Source organism: Ereboglobus sp. PH5-5 (genome assembly GCF_029504805.1).
GTDB lineage: Bacteria > Verrucomicrobiota > Verrucomicrobiia > Opitutales > Opitutaceae > Ereboglobus.
In genome coordinates, this window is the sequence record NZ_JAQFIT010000001.1 from 322755 (window position 1) to 343460 (window position 20706).

The 20706-nt window shown below is 62.1% G+C and carries 14 protein-coding genes; 7 read left to right on the forward strand and 7 right to left on the reverse strand.

All coding sequences use genetic code 11. The annotated features are described in order from the left end of the window. Positions 1-2: 2 nt before the first annotated feature. The 3 genes from M2103_RS01095 (at position 3) to M2103_RS01105 (ending at position 4080) form a co-directional block, all read left to right on the forward strand. Positions 3-1289 (forward strand): S41 family peptidase, encoded by a 1287-nt coding sequence (locus M2103_RS01095; protein ID WP_277508185.1) that lies wholly within the window; start codon positions 3-5, stop codon positions 1287-1289. Positions 1290-1426: 137 nt separating this feature from the next. Next, positions 1427-2509, forward strand: a complete 1083-nt coding sequence (locus tag M2103_RS01100; protein WP_277508186.1) for a discoidin domain-containing protein — start codon at positions 1427-1429, stop codon at positions 2507-2509. A gap of 38 nt (positions 2510-2547) precedes the next feature. Continuing rightward, on the forward strand, positions 2548-4080 hold the full coding sequence (locus M2103_RS01105) for a sialate O-acetylesterase (RefSeq protein ID WP_277508187.1): 1533 nt from the start codon (positions 2548-2550) through the stop codon (positions 4078-4080). Between the two features lie 69 nt (positions 4081-4149). On the opposite strand, the gene ybeY is transcribed toward M2103_RS01105, so the two are convergent. Next, positions 4150-4599, reverse strand: coding sequence for an rRNA maturation RNase YbeY (gene ybeY, locus M2103_RS01110; RefSeq protein WP_277508188.1), 450 nt, complete (start codon positions 4597-4599; stop codon positions 4150-4152). A gap of 169 nt (positions 4600-4768) precedes the next feature. Beyond that, positions 4769-5530 (reverse strand): hypothetical protein, encoded by a 762-nt coding sequence (locus tag M2103_RS01115; RefSeq protein WP_277508189.1) that lies wholly within the window; start codon positions 5528-5530, stop codon positions 4769-4771. A 213-nt stretch (positions 5531-5743) separates the two neighbouring features. On the opposite strand from M2103_RS01115, the gene recN reads away from it, so the two are divergent. Then, positions 5744-7405, forward strand: coding sequence for a DNA repair protein RecN (recN, locus tag M2103_RS01120; RefSeq protein ID WP_277508190.1), 1662 nt, complete (start codon positions 5744-5746; stop codon positions 7403-7405). 189 nt (positions 7406-7594) lie between these two features. Here the strand turns inward: recN and M2103_RS01125 are convergent, their stop codons facing one another. From M2103_RS01125 to gluQRS, 5 genes are all read right to left on the reverse strand, one after another. Beyond that, entirely contained in the window at positions 7595-8026 is a 432-nt protein-coding gene (locus tag M2103_RS01125) for a hypothetical protein (protein ID WP_277508192.1), read from the reverse strand. A gap of 23 nt (positions 8027-8049) precedes the next feature. Then, on the reverse strand, positions 8050-8769 hold the full coding sequence (locus M2103_RS01130; protein WP_277508193.1) for a class I SAM-dependent methyltransferase: 720 nt from the start codon (positions 8767-8769) through the stop codon (positions 8050-8052). 171 nt (positions 8770-8940) lie between these two features. Continuing rightward, positions 8941-9204, reverse strand: coding sequence for a type B 50S ribosomal protein L31 (locus M2103_RS01135; RefSeq protein ID WP_277508194.1), 264 nt, complete (start codon positions 9202-9204; stop codon positions 8941-8943). 31 nt (positions 9205-9235) lie between these two features. Next, a complete protein-coding gene (ykgO, locus tag M2103_RS01140; RefSeq protein ID WP_107742546.1) occupies positions 9236-9361 on the reverse strand; it encodes a type B 50S ribosomal protein L36 in 126 nt (41 codons plus the stop codon). An 80-nt stretch (positions 9362-9441) separates the two neighbouring features. Further along, the gene (gluQRS, locus tag M2103_RS01145; protein ID WP_277508199.1) at positions 9442-10320 is read right to left on the reverse strand and encodes a tRNA glutamyl-Q(34) synthetase GluQRS; all 879 of its coding nucleotides are present in this window, start codon (positions 10318-10320) and stop codon (positions 9442-9444) included. 173 nt (positions 10321-10493) lie between these two features. On the opposite strand from gluQRS, the gene M2103_RS01150 reads away from it, so the two are divergent. The 3 genes from M2103_RS01150 to M2103_RS01160 all read left to right on the forward strand — a co-directional run bounded on the left by M2103_RS01150 (position 10494) and on the right by M2103_RS01160 (position 20655). Further along, complete coding sequence (locus M2103_RS01150) at positions 10494-11474, forward strand: NAD-dependent epimerase/dehydratase family protein (RefSeq protein WP_277508202.1); 981 nt, start codon at positions 10494-10496, stop codon at positions 11472-11474. A 252-nt stretch (positions 11475-11726) separates the two neighbouring features. Further along, a complete protein-coding gene (locus M2103_RS01155) occupies positions 11727-20477 on the forward strand; it encodes an autotransporter outer membrane beta-barrel domain-containing protein (protein WP_277508203.1) in 8751 nt (2916 codons plus the stop codon). A gap of 46 nt (positions 20478-20523) precedes the next feature. Further along, the gene (locus M2103_RS01160; protein WP_277508204.1) at positions 20524-20655 is read left to right on the forward strand and encodes a hypothetical protein; all 132 of its coding nucleotides are present in this window, start codon (positions 20524-20526) and stop codon (positions 20653-20655) included. Positions 20656-20706: the final 51 nt, after the last annotated feature.

Here is a 20706-nt window from a genome sequence, read left to right on the forward strand (position 1 = left end):
CCGTGAAGCCCTCCCATTCATCCACATTTCGAACCATCCTGACCGTCGCCTGCGGTGTCGCGCTGGGGATACTGTTGATTGGCGGCGTCGAGCGGGTCGCGATTGCGATCGGCATTCTGCCCGACGGCGAGCTGCGCAAGGCGTCCGCCTATGTGCGCGATGTGATGACGCTCGTGAACAACAAATACGTGGATCCGGAAAAATCGCGCGCGCCCGAGCTCGCCAAATCCGCGCTGCACGGCGTCCTCGAATCGCTCGATCCGCATTCCGAGTTTCTTGAGGAAAAATATTTCCGCGAACTCGAGGAGGGAATGACCAGCGAGTTCGGCGGCATCGGCGTGCAGATCGAGCTGCGCAAGGAGCGCGTGCGCGTCATCACCCCGATGCCGAACACGCCCGGCGAGCGCGCGGGCATCCGGCGCGGCGACGAAATCAGAAGCATCGACGGCGTCGCGCTTGAAAATCCGACAATGGACGGCGTCGTGGAAAAACTGCGCGGCAAACCCAAGACCAAGGTTGACGTCGGTTTATTCCGCGCATCGGAAAATCGCGAGTTCACCGTCACGCTCACGCGCGAAAAAATCCAATCCGAAAGCGTCCGCAATGCGCGCCTGCTGGAGGGCGATGTCGGCTACCTCCAGATCACGCAATTCACCGACCGCACCGGCGAGGAATTCTACAAGGCGCTCAACACACTCGCCTCGCAAAACGCAACCAGCCTCATCATCGACCTGCGCAACAATCCCGGGGGCGTCCTCGACTCGGCGATTGATGTGGCGGAGCCGTTTTTCAAAAAAGGAGAGTTGATCCTGTTCACGCAGGGCCGGGCGCCGGGGGATCGCGAGGAGTTTCGCTCCGGCTCGGACGAGCCGCCGATCGACGTTCCCGTGGCGGTCCTGATCAACGCGAACAGCGCGAGCGCGGCCGAAATCGTGGCGGGCGCGTTGAAGGACACAAACCGCGCCGTGATCGTCGGCGAGCGCTCCTTCGGCAAGGGTTCGGTTCAAAGTGTTTTTAAACTTAAAAACGGCGAGGGCATGCGACTGACAACCGCCCGTTATTTCACGCCAGGCGGCGTGACCATCCACGAGCGCGGTGTCGCGCCGCAGATCGAAGTTGTGCTGGAGCCGAAGGAGGAGGAAAATATCGGGCTGCAACTTTCCCGACCCGACCTCGCCGCCGACCCCGCCGAGTTCAAGGAGCGCCTCGGAACGGAAATAATGCCCGACCGCCAATTGCAGGCCGCCATCACCGCGCTCCAAGGCGTGACGATTCTGGGCCGCCAATGAGCGCGTCGCCGGAAACGCGAAATCCCTTTCTTGAACCGGCCCCCAAAAACCTTACGGTTGCCCGCACAACAAACAGTTTCCGCCCGAAACGGGCGTTGCTTTTTCACCTCCCGCAAAACCAAAAACATCCCTGACACATGACACATCGACTCCGCCGGTCATTGACCGTCTCGCTCGCATTGCTGACCTGCGCGTTTGCGAACGCCGCCCTCACACCCGAGCAACTGCCCAAAAACCTCGGCCCCAATCTCGCGCTTGGAAAACCCTACTTCTCGAGTGACATAAACAAACACGGCTGGGAACCCGGCCTCACCAACGGCTCGTGGGTGACCGACAAGGCCAACACCTACGCCTCGGGCAACACCAACGAATTTCCAAAAGGCGTCGTCATCGACCTCGAAAAAACACAGGAAATCTCGTCCATCTTTGTCGGCACGCCGAATTTCGGCTCGACGAAAACCGTGGTCATCGCAACCAGCGAAAACGGCAAAAAATACAAGGATGTCGGACGCCATGATTTTGAGCTGGGGAAAAACGACAACCACCTCTACAAATTCAAACCCGTCAAGGCCCGCTACGTCCGGCTCATGTTCACGGGCAACCATTCGGAAAGAGCCGGCGCCTACTCCCAGGCGTTTTGCTTCATCACCGAAGTGGAGGTGTTCGGCACCTCCGGCGGCCCGACGCAAAGCGGCCTCGCCGCGGACCAGAAGCCGCCCCCGCCGAAAGCCGACCCGAAGAAGGAACTTCCCCGTGGACGCCTCCCGAGCGGTCTCGTCATGAACCTCGCCCTCGGCAAACCTTACACCTGCGACGCGCCCAATCCCAGCAACTGGGAAACCGGACTCAACGACGGCCTCTGGGCAATGCGCCGCGGCGCCACCTTCGCCACCGACCGCGCAAAGAAATTCCCCAAAAACGTGACCATCGACTTGAACACGAGCGCCAAGCTCACGCACGTGCGCGTCGGCGTGCCAAACTTCGGCTCCACAAAAACCATCGCCGTTTCCGTCAGCTATGACGGCGTGAACTACACCGAGGTCGGACGCCACGACTTCCCGCTCGGCAAGGCCGAGGCGCACCTCTTCGAATTCGCGCCCACGCTCGCACGGCACGTGCGCCTCTCCTACCTCGGCAACCACTCGGAAAAAGTCGGCAACTACGATCCCGCGTTTTGCTTCACCACCGAAGTCGAGGCCTACGCGCAAACTGAACGCTGATTCCAACCCGCAACCACACTGCAACCACTCTCACAAACATGATCCGTTCAACCACTCAAAAACCCACCCACTCGCGAAACCGCCTCGTCGCGCTCGCCGCGCTCATCGCGCTCTCACTCACGACCGCGACCGCCGACGTCGTGTTCGCGCCCTACTTCCGCGACAACGCCGTGCTCCAGCGCGACAAGGACGTGCCGGTCTGGGGCCGCGCCGACCCCGGCGAAAAAGTCACCGTCACCTTCCAGTCGCAAACCGTCTCGGCCACCGCCGACGACATGGGACGCTGGAGCGTGAAACTCGCGCCCATGCCCGCCAACGCCACGCCCGCCAGCCTCGTCGCCAAGGGCAAAAACACCGTCACCGTTGGCAACGTCCTCGTCGGCGAAGTGTGGCTCTGCTCCGGCCAGTCGAACATGGCGTGGGTCGTCAAACCCATGAACAACGCCGCGAACGAAATCGCCGCCGCGAACTATCCGCTCATCCGGCATTTCAAGACAAAGCTCGTCCCCTCCTCCACTCCCGCCGACGACGCCGTCGGCGAATGGACCGTGTGCAGCCCCGAGACGGCGGGCGAGTTTTCAGCCACCGCGTTTTTCTTCGGACGCGAACTTTTCAAAAAACTCAACGTCCCAATCGGCCTGCTCAACAGCTCGTGGGGCGGCACGCAAATCGAGCCGTGGATGAGCCTGCAAGGACTGGCCTCCGACCCCGCCGCGCGCGCGGTCTTCGAACGCTGGCAGGATGAGGTGAAATCATACCCCTACCGCGCCGAGAAATACGAGAAGGACTCCGACCAGTGGAAAAAGAACCGCGACACCGCCAAGAAGGAGGGCAAAAACTTCACGACCGCCGCGCCCAAAAAACCCGAGGGGCCCACCAGCCGCCGCGCCCCCTGCTCGCTCTACAACGGCATGATCGCCCCGTTCGTCCCCGCCGCCATACGCGGCGTGATTTGGTATCAAGGCGAGGCCAACGCCTCCCGCTACGCCGAATACCGCACGCTCTTCCCCACAATGATCCGCCAGTGGCGCGCCGACTTCCAGCAAGGCGACATCCCCTTCTACTACGTGCAGCTCGCCAATTACGCCCGGGGCAACAACTGGGCATTTCTGCGCGAGGCGCAGGAATACGCGCTCAAGCTCCCCAACACCGGCCAGGCCGTCACGATCGACATCGGCGCCAGCAACGACATCCATCCCAGAAACAAGCAGGACGTCGGCCTCCGCCTCGCGCTCAACGCCTTCGCCCATACCTACAAACTCGGCGGCGAATACTCCGGCCCGATGTTTGCCGGAGTCTCCAAGGAAAACGGCGCATTGCGAGTGAAGTTTGACCACGCCGCCGGGTTGAAGTCGAAAGACCCGAACCTGCCCGGCTTTGTGATAGCCGGGGCCGACAAAAGATTCTTCCCCGCGCAAGCACGCATCGAAGGCGAGACCATTGTCGTTTCCAGCGAACGCGTGAAAGATCCGGTCGCCGTCCGCTACGCATGGGACAACGACCCGCCCGCCCCGCTCTACAACGGCGCCGACCTCCCCGCCTCGCCCTTCCGCAGCGACGACTGGAAGTAACAGCAGCCTCGAAAACGCCGGACGGCAACCCGGCGCAAACAGCACAATCGGCGCGAATATTCGCGCCGATTATTTTGCCCCCTTCCGGAACGCAAAACCCGGCAGCGCGCCCGCCTTGCGCAGCAGCGTCATCGCGCGGTTTTCGGCGGCGCGCATCCTGCGTTTTTTGGCGGGCTGCAAATCGTCGTAGCCCGCCAGGTGCAGCCAGCCGTGCACGACATACAACATCAATTCCTCCGCGAATTCGCGCCCGTGTGCCCGCGCGTAATTTGCGGCGGTGTCCGCCGACACGCACACCTCGCCCGCCGCGCCAAACTCCGGCGCGCCCTCGAAGGTAATCACGTCGGTTGTCGTCGGGTCGTTTAGAAATTCGTCGTGCAACCGAGCCAGCGCCGCGTCGGACAGAAAAACAATCGACAGCTCGCCGGCGGGGCACCCGCCGAGGAACTTCGCCCGGTTTTCATCGAGCACGCCGATGGCGCGCACAAGCGCGGCGCGACACTTCCGGTCGAGCCTCAAGCGGCGGTGTGAGTTGCGGACAAGGACTTCGCGCATAACCCGCACATCAATGCACGAATCACCCGCGACGTGAAGCCTCGCGTTTGGATAATTTTCCCCAAACGCACCCGCTGCCGGCGTGAGATCGGTTTCACGCAGTCGCGAACAATCCGCCGCCAATGCCGCCGCTTTATTTTTTCACGGCGGGCGCATCCGCCTTGGGCGCCATGGCCTCCGCGAGCTCCGCGCGCGCCTCCTCAAAATCGACCAGAAATTGCGGATTCCGCGCGAGCGAGGATGCAAGCGAACGACCGAGCACGCGCCCCGCGTAAACATCCAGCGGCGTCACCACGCCGCCCTGCACGCGCAGCCAGCCCTCCTCGCGACCCTGCTCCAAAATCGCGGCCCGCTGATCGGGAAAAAACTCGGCGAGCAAAAGCGCGTAAAGCGTGCCCGTCGTGGAATTCCTGCACGGGTAGGAACCGATGTCGCCCTTCGCAATCGCGTCCTTGAAACGCTCCGAGTCAACCTGCGCCGGATACGGACGTTGATAATACTTTTTCGCATTGGTAATCATTGTCCGCACCTCGCGGTCAACTTGCGCAAAAAGCGCCTCGGTTTTTGGAATGGCGCCCTTCTTGAACGCGGAGCCGATGCTTGGCGAAAAATGAAACACATTCAGCTTGTCCTGCGCCTTGCCCTTGGCCGTCTGCCCGGGCGTGCGCGCTGAATAAACGGCGAAACTGCTCTCGCGGTCGGCCAGGTCCTCCTGCGTCCCCGCGTCCGGAGGCATGGGCAAAAGCGCCACGATGTTCGGCGTGGTCGCATCGCTAAAGTAGGCGGCCTTCTTATCAGGCGCGGCAAACACAAGCACGAGTTGGACGGGCAGTAGAAGCAATGCGAGCACCGCCGCTTTCCGCAATTTGCCAAGGGGCATGGTTGTGGCATTCATGATTGGAATAGTGTCCTAAAAAATATGTTGGTTCCAAATCTACCGAGGCACTTTTGCCGGGCAACCTCATTGTTGTAAGCAAATAGGCAATAGTTTTTTGTAAAAAAAAACAAACGCGGAATCGCCCCGAAAACGCCACGCCCCCGCTTCGGCTTGAAAGTCTCGCTGTTTTAGTATGCCCATAATTGCAGCCTCCAATTTTCACGCCCGCCTATGCTTCAATCGATCCGCATCAAAAACCTCGCCCTGCTTGAGGAAGTCTCGCTCGACTTCGAGCCCGGCTTCACCGCCGTCACGGGCGAAACCGGCGCGGGCAAAAGCATCCTCCTCGGCGCGCTCAGCCTGCTCGCCGGCGAGCGCGCGGACAAAACTCTCATCCGCCAGGGCGCGTCTTCGTGCGAAGTCGAGGCCGCGCTCTTTTTCAAGAGCGCGAAACAAATCAACACCCTCCTCGCCTCGCTCGACCTGCCCGAATGCGACGACGGCCTGCTCATCCTGAAACGCAGCCTCGCCCGCGAAAAAGCCCCCAAAATCACCGTCAACGGCGGCCTCGCCTCGCTCTCGACACTCCAGCAACTCGGCGAGGCCTGGATCGACTTTCACGGCCCGAGCGAACCGCGCCGCCTACTCAAGGAAAACTGCCAGATCGAACTGCTCGACCTCTTCGGCCGCGCCTCGCCCGAGCTCTCCGCCTACCGGGAAAAATACCGCGCGTGGCGCGAGCTCCTCGCCGAGCGCGACCGCATCACCAGGGAAACCCGCCTCTCGCCCGACCAGATCGATTTTCTGGAAACCCAGCTCGCCAAACTCGACTCGCTCGAACTCACCGGGGAAGCCGTCGAAAACCTTGAGCGCGATTTTCAGCGCCAAAGCCGCGCGCAGGAACTCATCAGCCTCGCCTCCGCGCTTTCCGAAGGACTCATGGGCGAGGACGGCGCGACCGCGCGAATCGCCGCGCTCGTGCGCGAGGCGCGCCATCTTGAGACTCTCGACCCCGCCAGCAAGGCGCTCGCCGACCGCCTTTCATCCGCCTCGCTCGAACTCGCCGACCTCGGCGCGGAATTCGAGGCCCTCGGCGGCGAATACCAATTCGACCCCGAACAGGCCGCCGAACTGCAAACCCGCATGGACGCGTGGCTCGACGCCCGCCGCAAGCACGGCAACGACGTCCGCGCCGTCATCGCCGCGCGCGACGACATGCGCCGCCGCCTCGAAATCCAAGGCGACATCGAAGGCTCGCTCGCGCGCATCGAAAAACAAATCTCCGACGCCTCGCGCGCCATGAAAAAAGCCGCGCAAGCGCTGCGCGAAGTTCGCGAAAAGGCATCCAAGGAACTCGCCAAGGTCGCCGCCAAAAGCATCGCCCAGCTCGGTTTCAAAAAGGCCGATTTCCGCGTGAGCATCACCTCGCTCGCCGAGCCGGGGCCGACGGGCGATTGCGGCTGCGAGTTTCTCTTCTCGCCAAACATCGGCGAACCGCCGCTTCCGCTCAACCGCGTCGCATCGAGCGGCGAGCTCGCGCGCGTGATGCTCGCGTTAAAAACCGTGCTCGCCGACCTCGACGAAGTGCCGCTGCTTGTGTTCGACGAAGTCGACGCCAATGTCGGCGGCGAAATCGGAAAAGTGGTCGGCGAAAAAATGGCGTCCATCGCACGCAACCACCAAGTGCTCTGCGTCACGCACCTGCCGCAAGTCGCGGCGCAGGCGGCAAACCATTTCGTTGTGACAAAAGACCAGTCGAAAAACCGCACTGTTGTCGAAATCGAGCCGATCCACGAAGACCGCAAGGCCCGCGTAAGCGAACTCGCCCGCATGCTCGGCGACCGCACCGCCAAAAGCGCCCTCGCCCACGCCGGGGAATTGCTGGGGAAATAGAGCCTGTTCGTTAATGGATTTCGGGCAGGGCGAAGTCTCCGGCTGAGCCGATTGATCATTTCTATATATGCCGGCTCAGCCGGAGGCTTCGCCCTACCGTTATGGCCAACAACAAATAAAACAAAAACGGACGCCGATCTGATATCGGCATCCGTTTTTGTTTTAGAATTTTTAAGCGATGCGGACTTGTTATTTATTGGCCGCCTTCGCCGCCTCGCCGCGCGTTTTTTCAAAGCGCTCGCGAATTTGCGTGATGCATTTGTTAAACGCGTTCACCTCGGTCTCGCCCTGGAGCTCCTTGACGACCTCGGCCTGGCGTTTCGCAAACTCGGCCATTTTTTCGGGAATCTGCGCGTATTGCTGCGGATCCTTCACCGAGTCGCAATAGGCCGCGTAGTCCTTGAGATAGAGGTTTATGTTGTTGCTCTTGAAGGTCGGAATCTCGAGCGCGTTTTCCTGTTTCTTCGCGCAGCCAACAAGAACGAAGGCGCTGGCGCAAAGGGCGATGACGATGGATGACAGAATTTTTTTCATGATGGTTGGATGGTTTTGGATGCTATTTCCTTTGATGACGGTGCCGTAGAGTGCCGTCCCGGCGGGTTGTTGCAAGTTTTTGTCCATGCCAGCCCGCGTCAAAAAAAAGTTTACTTGGTTCCCGAATGCAGCGCCACGATGCCGCAGGTCATGCCGTGCGAGGCCACCTTTTCAAAACCGGCCGCGCGCAACTCAGCCTCGAGCACCGGGCGCGCGGGGAATTGCTCGATCGTGTTGTTCAGGTAATTGTAGGCCTCGCGGTCGCCGGTCACCCATCCCGCGATTCGCGGCAGCAGGTGCCGGAGATAAAAATAATAAACCGGCCTGAACCACCACCACGGTTGCGAAAACTCCAGCACGAACACGCGCCCGCCGGGGCGAAGCACGCGGCGCATCTCGCAAAGCGATTTGTGCCGGCCGGCCATGTTGCGCAGTCCAAACGAAATCGTGACCGCGTCCGCGCACGCGTCGGGCAGGGGCAGCGCCATGCCGTCGCCCTGCCGGAAAACAATCCGGTCCGCGCGCGCCGCATGACGCCCGCCGCGCTTTTTCAACGCCGCCTTTTTCACCTCCGCCTCGTCGAGCATCGGCTGGCAAAAGTCCATGCCCGTGATCCGCGTGCCGGCATCCAGTCCGCGCGCGAGCGCAAACGCCACGTCGCCGCTGCCGGTCGCCAGGTCGAGCACCGCGTCCGGCCCGCCCTTGCGCACGGCGCGCACGAGCCGCCAGCGCCACCACCGGTCCATGCCAAAACTGAGCAGGCGGTTCGCCAAATCATAGCGGCGCGCAATGCGCGAAAACATGGAATTGACTGCGACAGGATCGGGCATGACGGAAAGAAAGGCTGAAAGACTGAAGGGCTGAAAGACTGAAAAGCAAACCCGACGGGCAACTCCGTTCCTTTTTTCGCGCCTTTTACGCCTCTTTGCGGCCATTAAAAAACCCCCTCCGCTGTTGGGAGAGGGTTTCGAAAAGAGCTTTAAGAGTTTTTGAAAAACACCTTATTTGGCAGCGGCGGCTTTGCCACGGCGGCGGAACTTCGACGTGAACTTCTCGACACGACCGGCCGTGTCCACGAGGCGCTTCTCGCCGGTGTAGGCGGGATGCGAGTCCATCGTCACGTCGCGCACGACGACGAAGTATTCCTGGCCATCAATCGTCTCCTTGCGGGCGGACTTCATGGTGGACTTGGTGAGGAAACGCTTTCCGGTTGCGACGTCGAGGAAGCAAACGTTGTTGAGAGTAGGATGACCTTCGGCTTTCACGGTAATTATTCCTGATTAAATAGTTGGGAGATCAACCCTGACGCGCCTTGTAACGCGGGTCGGTCTTGTTGATAACGTAGATCTTGCCACGACGACGAACCACCTGGCAGTCAGGATGGCGTTTCTTCGCGGATTTGATGGAGGAGACGACTTTCATAAAAACCGGAAAAGACACCGCTCCCTTCACCGTCTGTCAAATGAAATGTGGAAAAAAGCGCGCCTTCACCCGGGCAAATATCAGCCGGCCTTCGCATCCGCGTGGAATTGCCGCAGAAGCGCCTCCGGTGAAACGCCCCGTTCCCGCAGCGTGCGCAGCGCCAGCGCGTCATGGCGTTTGGCAAGCCGCCGTCCGTTTTCATCGGCCATTAAGGGGCAATGAAAATACTGCGGCGTATTTGCGCCGAGCGCGCGCATCAGCAAAATCTGGCGAAATGTCGAGCGCACCAAATCCGCCCCGCGCACGACTTCCGTCACGCCAAGCGCAATGTCATCGACCGCGCACGCGAGCTGGTAGCTCGGCATGTCGTCGCGCCTCCACACGATAAAATCGCCAAAGTCGCGCCCCGCCACCGCGCTTTGCGGCCCGAGCGCATTGTCGAAAAACGTCACCGCCTCGCCATCCGGCACACGATAACGCCAGTTTGTCGTGACCGGCTCGGCGCGCGACGGGAGCGCGGGGATTTTGGCACCCGACGGAGGACGCCACTCGCGGGGGAACACCGGCTCGTCATCCTGCGCCCCGTCCTCGTGCGGCGCGCCGGCGGCCCCGGCGACATCGCGCCGCGAACGATTGCACGGATAAATCAACCCCGCCTCATGCAAACGCTCCAGCGCCTCGCGATAGAGCGAAATCCGCCCGCTCTGCGAATAGACGGGTTCCCTCCATGAAAACCCGAGCCAGCGCAAATCCTCGAGCATCGCCCCGGCAAACTCCGGCCGGCACCGGACGCGGTCGAGGTCGTCGTTGCGCATCAAAAGCGTGCCGCCCGCCGTCCGCGAGCGTTCGGCGGCATGCCAAAATGTCCGCGCATGCCCGAGGTGCAAATATCCGGTCGGCGACGGCGCGAGGCGTCCGACGTAGCGCGGGGATGCTGGCGGTGTTTTTTCGAGAGACACGTTTTTTGCGGGCGAAAAGCCAAGAAAGGCGGCAATCGAAAGCGATGTCAATTTGCGGCATGCGCCGCGGGACGCAATCGGACGCGCCGCCCGCTTCGGCGCCTCCCGTTCCGGTTTTTAATTTCGCTGGCGGCGGAGCAATCGCCCGCCTTTACTTCACTCACACTTAACTCATGAAGATTCTCGTCACAGGTGCCGCCGGGTTCATCGGCTATCACATCAGCCGCCAACTCGCGGAAACAAAACGCTGCGAAGTGCTGGGCGTTGACAGCCTCAACAGCTATTATCCCGTGGATCTGAAACGCGCGCGCCTCGCGCAACTCGAAGGCCTGGACGGGTTTCGTTTTGTCCAGATGGATTTTGCCAACGCGGACGCCTTTTCCAGCCTGTATGAAAACTACCGGCCCGACTACGTCGCGCATTTCGGCGCGCAGGCGGGCGTGCGTTACAGCACGGAAAATCCCGATGCCTACGTGCGCAGCAACATCACCGGCTTTCTCAACATCCTCGAAGCCTGCCGCAAGCATCCGCCGCGGCACATCGTCTTCGCCTCGTCGAGCAGCATTTACGGCGCAAGCGCGCGCCTGCCCTTTTCGGAGGACCAGATCACCGACCAGCCCCTGTCGTTTTATGGCGCGACAAAAAAAAGCAACGAGCTCATGGCCCACAGCTACGCGCACCTGCACGGATTGATGATCACGGGCCTGCGCCTCTTCACCGTCTACGGCCCGTGGGGCCGCCCCGACATGTCGCCGGTCATCTTTGCAAAAAAAATCAGCGCAGGAGAACCGCTGCCACTCTTCAACCACGGCAAATCGCTGCGCGACTTCACATACATCGACGACATCGTCAACGGCGTGCTCAAGGTGCTTTTCAAGCTGCCCGCGCAGGAACCGCAGCCCAAGCCCCCCTATCGCGTGTTCAACCTCGGACACAACAAACCCGTCCGGATGCTGGAGTTCGTGGGGAAAATGGAAAAACTGCTGGGCCGCAAAGCCGACGTAAAACTCCTCCCCCCGCAACCCGGCGACATGCCCGAAACCTGGGCCGACATCGAACGCATAAAAACCGCCACCGGCTACGAACCGAAAACCACGCTCGACACCGGCCTCGCAAACTTCGTCGATTGGTTCAAGGACTACTATAAGAAATAGCACGGGCAAAAATGGCGCATTCAGGTTTGGTTGCGCCTCACCCTCTTTTTTCAAGGCACACATCTCACAAATACAGTTATTGTATTTATAAACAATACGTTGCGTGTTTATCGAAATTGTCCCTTGGCGGCAAACTCATGAGTTCCGCCAATTCAAACAGGATCACTGAATCTTGCAATTGGGCCTTATTTCATCTTTTTTGCAAATTCAGGGATCATTTTTAACAAAGTTTTTTCTTTGAGCACACACACGATGAAAACGCACATTCGCCATTCGCTAGATTCACTGGCTGGTTTTTCCCCGGCATTTATCCTCTCGCTTATTTTCATGGCGGGCATTGCCAACGGCCAGACGCCCACGGCCAATGTGTCGGGCATCACCTCGTCCACCAATTATCTCGTCGCGGGCGACCCCAACTTTTCGCCCGCGTTCAGCGCCACCGGACAGGGCGCCATCCTCACAATAAATGGAGCGACCATTGGCACCGACGCATCACGAGCCACGGGCGCGGGCGGTCACGCCTCGTTGATCTCACTGGGCGGCAACAATGGCGTTGTTTTGCCAAACGATCAGGATTACGGTGATCTCACGCTCAACCTCGAAGGCTCGATCCTGCTTTACGGCCGGGGCAGCGCCATTGTGGAGGGAATCTACATCAAAACCAAGTCCGTCGATTCCACCAACACGGTCAACTTCAACGCATCCAACAGCGTCGTGGATGTCACCACCAGTGCGGTCGGCTCCGGCAACAGCAACTACACAAACACCATACTCGCCGAAAACCAGGCCTCCTCGGGCGGCGGCACAATCGTCAACATCACCGGTGACAACAATTCCTTCAAAACAAACTACACCGGAGCCACTGTGCGCGAGATGGGAACCGGCGCCAACATTTACGCCTCCGGACGCAAACAGGCCGTCATCAACATCACCGGGGACAACACCACAGTGGAATCGCGGGGCTTGGCCGCGACAGGCCTCTCCGCCAGCTCATCCACCACCGCCATCATCAACATCACCGGCAGCAACACACAAATCCGCACGGACAGTGTCGGCATTTATGCAAACGGCGGCGCGCGGGCATCGGTGAACATCACCGGCCCCGGTTCATCCATCACCACGACCGCGGCAAACGCCCACGGCATTTCCACCAGCAGCTCCGCGGGATCAATCAGAATCGACACCACCGCCAACATCACCACGGCAGGGACCGCGTCCGACGCGATCCGCGCCATCGCCACCGGCTCCGGCGCCATCGACATCGGCGATGCCGTCACCCCCATCACCGGCACGCTCACCACCACTGGACACGGCGCGCACGGCATCGAAGCCGTCAACTCGGGCACCGGAAACATCAACATCCATTCCGCAGCCGAAATCACGACCGGCGGCAACTCCTCGCACGGCATTTACGCCAGCGCCAGCGCCCCGGTCACCAGCAGTGCCATCAACATCAACAACACCGGCGCGATCACCACCTCCGGCACCGGCGCCATGGGCATCCACGCCAGCGGCTCCGGCTCCGGCAAAATCACCATCAACAACACCGGCGACCTCGTGACGACCTCGACCGCCACCGTCGGCGGCACCTATTCCCACGCCATCCACGCCTACGTCACCGCCACCGGAGCCTCCGACGGCATCGAAATCAACCACGCCAACGGCAGCATCACCACCGCGGCCTACGACGCCACCGGCATCCGCGCCGAATCCACCGCCACCTCCGGCGACATCACCGTCACCGTCACCGACGCGAACATCACCGCCAACGGCGTCAACGGCGACGGTATCCTCGTGCAAACCAAGGGCCTGAACGGCACCGACACCGACATCAACATCACCACCAACGGCGGCAGCATCAACATCCTCGAAACACCCTCGCAAACCGGCAACGGCTCCGCCAACTACGGCATCGCCGCGCTCCACATCACCGGCACCGGCGCGCTGGCCGACGCCACTGGCGACATCAACATCGACAACAACGGCACCGACATCTCCACCGGCACCGGCGCGACCGGCGTCGCCAACGCCGCCTCCGCCATCTACGCGCATCAGCAGACCGCCGCCGGCGCCGCCTTCACCGCTCAAGGCGACATCCGCATCACCAGCACCGGCGACCTCTCCACCCTCGGCGGCAACTCGCACGGCATCCACGCGCTCATCAGCGGCACCGCCGCCACCGGCAACATCAGCATCGGCGTGAACGACTCCGGCGCCGCCGCGCCCGTCTCGGGAAAAATCGCCACCGCCGGCGCGGCCTCGCACGGCATCTACGCCAGCAACGCCGGCTCGGGAGCCATCACCATCAACAACGCCGCCGACATCACCACTGGCGGCGCCGGCAGCTACGGCATCCATGCCGTGATTGCCAACCCCGCGAGCGACGGCGACATTATCATCAATAACTCCGGCAATATTTCCGCCACCCAGAATTCCCCGACCCGTGCCATCGCCACCTTACACGCCGGCTCCGGCAACACCTACATCGCCAGCACCGGCAACTTCGACCCGGGCTCCACCACGCAACTGGCCCATCTCATTCACGCCACGCATGCCGCGTCTTCCAGCGGCGGCATTTTTATCGGTTACAACGCCGACGGCTCCGAGGCTCCCATCACGGGCACCTTTGCCTCCCAAGGCGGCGGCTTTGGCATTCTCGCCCAGCACTTAGGCGCCAACGCGACCATCAACATCAAAGTCGGCGACGACGCCTCGTTCACCAACACCATTGCCACAAAAAATAATGGCGAGGGCGTCATTCACGCCATTTACAAGCCGGACGCAAGCATCGCGGACGCGGATAACAAAGCCGACATCAACCTCGACATCGGCAAGGCCAGGCTCGACCTCAAAAACGGCAGCCCCTCCACCGCTTACAGCGACGGCGTGGTTTCCGTCATGAATCGAGGTCTTTATGGAACCATCACCGTCGCCTCGGCCGCCGAAATCAACAGCCACAACGCGGCGGGCTACCGCATCCAAGCCGGTGCCGCGAACAGCAACGTCAACATCCGGCTCGGCACGGACACCGCGCCCATCACGGGCTCCATCACCACCACCGGCACCTCCAGCCCCGGTTATCATGTTTATTCGGGCGAAGTCCGGGCCGGCGGTAACATTGAAATCCACAACGCCGCGACAATCGATGCCACGGGAAATCGCGCTTACGGCATCTTCATCGACCAGCGCGTGCGGGACGACCTCACCGACTCCCTCAACCTTGTTCGCAACACCGGCGATATTACGACGCGAACCGAGGGCGGCGCTGAAGACGGCGGCGGCGGCATCAGGGTGTCCATGGGAACCCTGGTCACGGGCGGCGATGCCTCCCAAATAAAAATCATCAACGATGGCAAAATCGACACCGACCGAGCCGGCATTTACGCCGCGTCGCACAAGGGCGCCGCAAGCGTGACCCGCGCGGGCGAGATCGACATCACCAACAACGGCGTCATCGAAGCCGCCACCTACGGTATTTACGCCCGTCATTACAACACCCTGGGCGACCTGACGATCCGCAACACCGGAAGCATCACCTTCGCCAACGCCATCGCGCCAAGCAGCACGACGGCTCCGTCCGGAATCCACGCGGAAGCGATCGACGGTCTCATGAAAATTGACAACGCCGGCGACATCTCAATCAACAGCGTTTCCGAACCCAACGCCCACGGCATCAACGCCGTCAAGACGGGCACCACCGGCGACATTTACATCAACAACGCCGCCGACATCGAAACCACCGGCAACGCCTCCCACGGCATCCACGCCCAGGCGGCTGGCGACAGCAATATCTCGATCAACAACACCGGCGACATCACCACCAACGGCAATGAAGCCCACGGCCTTCACGCCACCGGCACGGGCGACATCTCAATCACCAACTCCGGCGCGATCATTACCACGGGCACGTTCTCGCACGGTATCTACGTCGTCGGCAAAAGCGGCATCACCATCGACAACAACGCCGGCATCACCACCGGCGCCAAAAGCGCGCACGGCATTTTGGTCAACGCCAACAGCGGCAACGGCGATGTCAGCGTCACGCACGCCACCGGCAAAATCACCATCGAAGATGGCTCGGACGACACGGGCGCGGGCAGCTGGCTCAACGGCGCCGGCGTGGCCGTCTACATCAGCAAATCCGGCACCGGCAACGTCAACCTGGTCATCGACGGCGACATCGAAACCCACGCCCAAAACCGTGGCGCCGGTGCGTATATCCACGCCATGAACAACATCGGCGACCTGTCCATCACCGGCTCGGGCAACATCCTCGCCGCCGCCGACATCCCCGAGAGCACGGGCACAAACGTCTATTCCTACGGCCTCGCCGCGACCATCAACGGCAGTGCGGTCCGCAACGACGGCAATGTGACGATCACCTATTCCTCCGGCACCATCGAAACCCGCGGCAATTCCGCCTACGCGCTCTATGCCGGCGTCACCTCCGGCACCACGCCGGGCGGCGCCAACAGCGCAGCCGCCATCATCAACACAGGCCGCCTCATCACTGCGGGCGGCTCGTCGAGCGCCATTTACGCCCGCACCGAGAATACCGAGGGCGCGGCCATTGTCGTCAACTCCGGCAACATCAACACGAGCGGCACATCCTCCCACGGCATTCATGCTTATTCGGGTTCCGTAAGCGCCAACGCCCGCAACAACGCCGAAAACAACTCCGTTTATCTGGCCGCCCTCACAGCAACGCCCGCCCCCGGCTCCACCAGCACAATCGCCACGACCGGCGACTACTCGCACGGCATCTACGCAGTCGGCTCCGGCGCGCGCGTCGTCAGCGCCGCCGAAACAACCAACGTCAGCACAACCGGCTCCACATCCTACGGCATCCACGCCGCCAACGGCGCCATCCTCTCCTTCAAAAACGGCTCCATCACCACAACCGGCGACCTCTCCTTCGGCGCGGCGGCCAGCGGCGCGGGAACACTCTTCACCAGCACGCTCGCGCTCGACAACTTCAACATCACCACCGCGGGCAACATGGCGCACGCCGCCTTCGCCAACTACGACGCCTTCGTGAGCATCACCGGCGGCACGCTCACCACAACCAGCGCCAACGCCAGCACCGCCGTGATCAAGGCCTCCGGCTACGACAATACGCCGGGGGCCGATCGCGGCGGAAAACTCGTCGCGCAAAACACCACCCTCATCGCCAAAAACAACGCCGTGGCCGTGACCGTTGACAACGCCGGCACAATCGAAACCACCAACGCCACCATCACCAGCGAGACGGGCGCCATCCTCTTCGGCACGGACAACCAGCCCGTCGGCGCCCCGCTCGGCAGCAGCGTCACAATCAAGACCGGCGCCATCACCGCCGCCGCCGAACTCGTCCGCGCCGTCAACACCACCGGCACGCTCACGCTCGACGGCGTCACCTCGGTCGCCAACGGCACAAACGCCATCTCGTTCCACGCCAGCGCCACCAACACCAACGCCCTCCGCGTCATCCTCGACAACGCCACCAGCGTCACCGGCGACATCATCGGCGGACGCCAGGGCGAAACCACCCCCGACGACACCCTCTGGTCCTACACCGCCGCCACCGGCTCCAACACCCTCAACCTCGACCTCCTCAACGGCTCGCAATTCCACGTCCGGCGCGCCACCTCCGGCGATTACACCTACAACCACCGCACGACGACCGACGCCACCAGCGTTCTCAAAATCAGCCTCGCCGACGGCAGCGGCACAAACCTCATCGCCCTCGGCACCAACGCCGCCGCCGACATGGTCAACGATTTCCGCGGCACCCTCGCCCTCGGCAACGGCCGCTTCATCCTTGGCGGCGCCGCCAACTCGCAAGGCGCGACCAACATGTCCGCCCTCGCCAACGCCACCCTCCGCCTCGACGCCCTCAACCGCACCGCCGTCGAGGGCGCGGGCGCCATCGCCGGCCTCTCCTTCAACGGCGGCACCCTCGCCGTCCGCACCTCCGGCAGCACCGGCGTGAACTTCGTCGAGGACCTCCTCACCGTCTCCGGCACGCTCGACGCCTCCGGCGGCGGCACCGTCGAAGTCGCCCTCTCCGGCACCGTGCACAACATCATCCCCGCCACGCCGCCAAGCGCCCCCGCGCTCCTCGACCAGGACAACTACATCGAAACCGGCACCGCCGGCATGATGCAAAACCAACTCGTCGCCGCCACCGGCACCGTGCGCAACATCGGCACGCAACTCTCCATCAACTTCATCCCCTCCTCGACCAGCTCCGGCACAATCACCGGCGCGGTCTCCTCCACCAGCGCCCTCGTGCAATCCGGCACGCACGTCGCCGACCTCACCTACGACTATTACGGCGCCGTCACCGGCAGCGGCATCTACCTCAACTACGGCCTCGCGCAAATCGACGCCCTCGCCGGCCAGACTGTGCAAATCTCCACCGACGGCGCGACCGACAACACCCTCGGCGCCATCCTCTCCGGCTCCGGCAACTACACCTTCACCGCCACCGACGGCATGAACATCCGCGTCGGCAACGGCCTCAGCGATTACACCGGCGCCACCACCATCGCCACCGGCACCGTCACCGCCATCACCGACAACGCCCTCGGCAAAACCAGCCGCCTCACCCTCGACCCCGGCTCCGTCCTCAACCTCGACGGCCACGAGCAAACCGTCCACGGCCAGGTTGTCGCTGCTGAAAATTCCGCAATCAATACAGGCGGAGGCGTGTTGAATGTCACAGCCACCACCACTGGCAGTGTGCGAACGGGCATGGGCATTTACGCCGGCAACGCAAAAATCAATGCCGACGGCGGCAGCCTCAATGTTGATATTCTCACTGGAGGTGACGCGGCTCATGCGGTCTATTCCGCCGCGGGGTCCTCCATCACGATCACCAGCGGAACCCTGCGCACCACCGGAGCCGGAGCTTCGGCCCTCACAAGCACCGGCAGCGGCGTCATCAATGCGTCACGGGTTGATATCAGCCTTACCGGCTCCAAATCCTATGGCGCCTATGCCTCAAACGGCGGTGTCATCAACCTCGCCGATAGCGCCATTGCCACAAGCGGCTTTTATGGCCTTGGCGTTGTTGCCGACGGCGGCGGTGCTGTTGTCACAGCCACGAACGTGAGCATTGCCACCACGGGCGCGAGCGCCCACGGCGTTTATCTCGGCAATCCCGGTGACTCAACCGTCTCGCTCGTCAATACGGCGATCACCACAACCGGCCCGAATGCGCACGGTGTTGACATCACCCCGCACACAAGCGGCACGGTTGGCGCCCGCACCGTCACCATTGACGGCGGGAGCATGCACACCGCGGGTGACATCATCAATGTGGGTTACATTGAGGTTCCCAAGGGCTCGTCCGCCAGTAATGCGAACCTGGAAAATCAGGCGGTTGTCACCATCAAAAACATCGGCTCCGCAGCCTCGCTCGTCGCCGAGACCGGCAACATTCTTAATGTGCAAACAGCCCGCACCGGCACTGATGGCTCTGTAACAAATGTTCCCACGACAGTGACACTCAACGTCGAAAATTCATCCCTGTCGGGCAACATCATCACCGACAATGCAATCGCCGATGTCAGCGTCCTCTTGAAAAACGCGACCGCGCTCACCGGCAAAATCGACATCGCCAACGTGGACATCGACGCCACCAGCTCGTGGACGATCACCGCCAGCTCCGACGTCAACAACCTCACCCTCGCCACCGGCGCGAAAATCTTCTTCGGCGCGCCCGCCGCAGACAACACCGTCTTCAAAACCCTGCGCGTCCACGGCAACCTCGCCGGCGGCGCCAACACCATCACCATGTCCGCGAACCTCGCCCTCCTCCGAGGCGACCTCCTCCGCATCGACGGCAACACGACGGGCTCCTACACGCTCGACCTCTCCAACCACGGCGGCAACCCGACCAAGGCCGGACAACGCCTCATGATTGTGCAGGCCGCGAACGAAGCCGACTTCAGCCTCACCGGCCCGCAATACCGCGACGCCGGCCTCTACCGTTATTATTGGGTCAAGGGCGAAACCGACCCGGCCAACTGGTATCTTGCCAACCCCACCGGCACCGGCGACGAACCCTCGCCCTACAGCGACGCCGGCCAGACCATTGTCAACTCCGCCTCCCTCCTCGGCCTGAGCTGGCACTACGGCATGGACTCCCTGCACAAACGCATGGGCGACGTGCGCGCCGAAAACCTCGCCGCCAACGCGCCGCTCACCGGCAACGTCTGGATGCGCGGCTACACCTACCGCCTCAACGCCCTGAGCCCGATGCGCTCCAGCCGCTTCAGCCAAGACACCTACGGCATCACCGCCGGCGCCGACAAAGCCCTGCGCAACAACTCCGCAAACGCCACCTGGCTGTTCGGCGCATTCATTGACATGGGCGGCACCGACCGCGATTTCCGCAACGCCGACGACGGCTCCAGCACCAACGTCGGCCTCGGCCTCTACGCCACCTGGCTCGGCGACGCCGGCTGGTATGCCGACATCGTGTTGCGCGCCGACCGTTACAAGCACGACTTTGAAAGCCGCCCGTATGGCGGCGCCACGGTATCCGGCGATTACACGAGCAAGGCGCAAGGCGTCTCGGTTGAGTTTGGCCGCATGCTCAAGCGCGCCGACGGCTGGTGGCTCGAACCCTCCGTGCAAATCTCGCAAGGCTGGCTGAACGGCGACACCTACGAGACGGAATCGTCCGATCCGGGCAACCGCATGACCGTGCGCGTCTCCGACAGCGACACATTGCAATACCGCGGCCAGCTCCGCTTTGGACGCCAGCTCCTCTCAAGCCGCTGGCATCCCTACGGCAAAATCGGCGCGGCCCGTGTCGATGCCAACGGCGGCGAAATCACCGCGTTGGACACGAAGGTGGGCCCGACCTATCGCGGCTGGCGCATGGAAGCCGGCCTCGGCGCGGCGTATCGAATCGACGACGGCAGCCAGGTGTATTTGGATTATGAATACGCCAAGGCCCCCGCCTACGAGCGCCCCTGGTCCCTAAGCCTCGGCTACCGCCGCATGTGGTAAGGCGGTTTTGCGCCGTAACTTTCGGCAAAACGCATGTTAAAAGGACATGCGTCTGGCATCGCGGACGGAAGGCTGCGACGATTCCCCTACATTCAACACCGTGCGCGAATGCCTCCACGCCGGCCTGGCCGGCTACTCCGGCGAGGGTCTCCCGGCGCTCGACAAACTGTTGAAATAGCCTGAAACGTCCGCGGACCGGCAGCGGGTGCGCGCAAAACCCGCCCCTGCG

What these genes read in the sequence shown, in the direction of transcription:
- M2103_RS01100 (WP_277508186.1), top strand. Translation starts at nt 1,427, where the DNA reads ATGACACATCGACTCCGCCGGTCATTGACCGTCTCGCTCGCATTGCTG.
- M2103_RS01105 (WP_277508187.1), top strand. Translation starts at nt 2,548, where the DNA reads ATGATCCGTTCAACCACTCAAAAACCCACCCACTCGCGAAACCGCCTC.
- M2103_RS01115 (WP_277508189.1), bottom strand. Translation starts at nt 5,530, where the DNA reads ATGAATGCCACAACCATGCCCCTTGGCAAATTGCGGAAAGCGGCGGTG.
- recN (WP_277508190.1), top strand. Translation starts at nt 5,744, where the DNA reads ATGCTTCAATCGATCCGCATCAAAAACCTCGCCCTGCTTGAGGAAGTC.
- M2103_RS01125 (WP_277508192.1), bottom strand. Translation starts at nt 8,026, where the DNA reads ATGGACAAAAACTTGCAACAACCCGCCGGGACGGCACTCTACGGCACC.
- M2103_RS01130 (WP_277508193.1), bottom strand. Translation starts at nt 8,769, where the DNA reads ATGCCCGATCCTGTCGCAGTCAATTCCATGTTTTCGCGCATTGCGCGC.
- ykgO (WP_107742546.1), bottom strand. Translation starts at nt 9,361, where the DNA reads ATGAAAGTCGTCTCCTCCATCAAATCCGCGAAGAAACGCCATCCTGAC.
- M2103_RS01150 (WP_277508202.1), top strand. Translation starts at nt 10,494, where the DNA reads ATGAAGATTCTCGTCACAGGTGCCGCCGGGTTCATCGGCTATCACATC.
- M2103_RS01155 (WP_277508203.1), top strand. Translation starts at nt 11,727, where the DNA reads ATGAAAACGCACATTCGCCATTCGCTAGATTCACTGGCTGGTTTTTCC.
- M2103_RS01160 (WP_277508204.1), top strand. Translation starts at nt 20,524, where the DNA reads ATGCGTCTGGCATCGCGGACGGAAGGCTGCGACGATTCCCCTACATTC.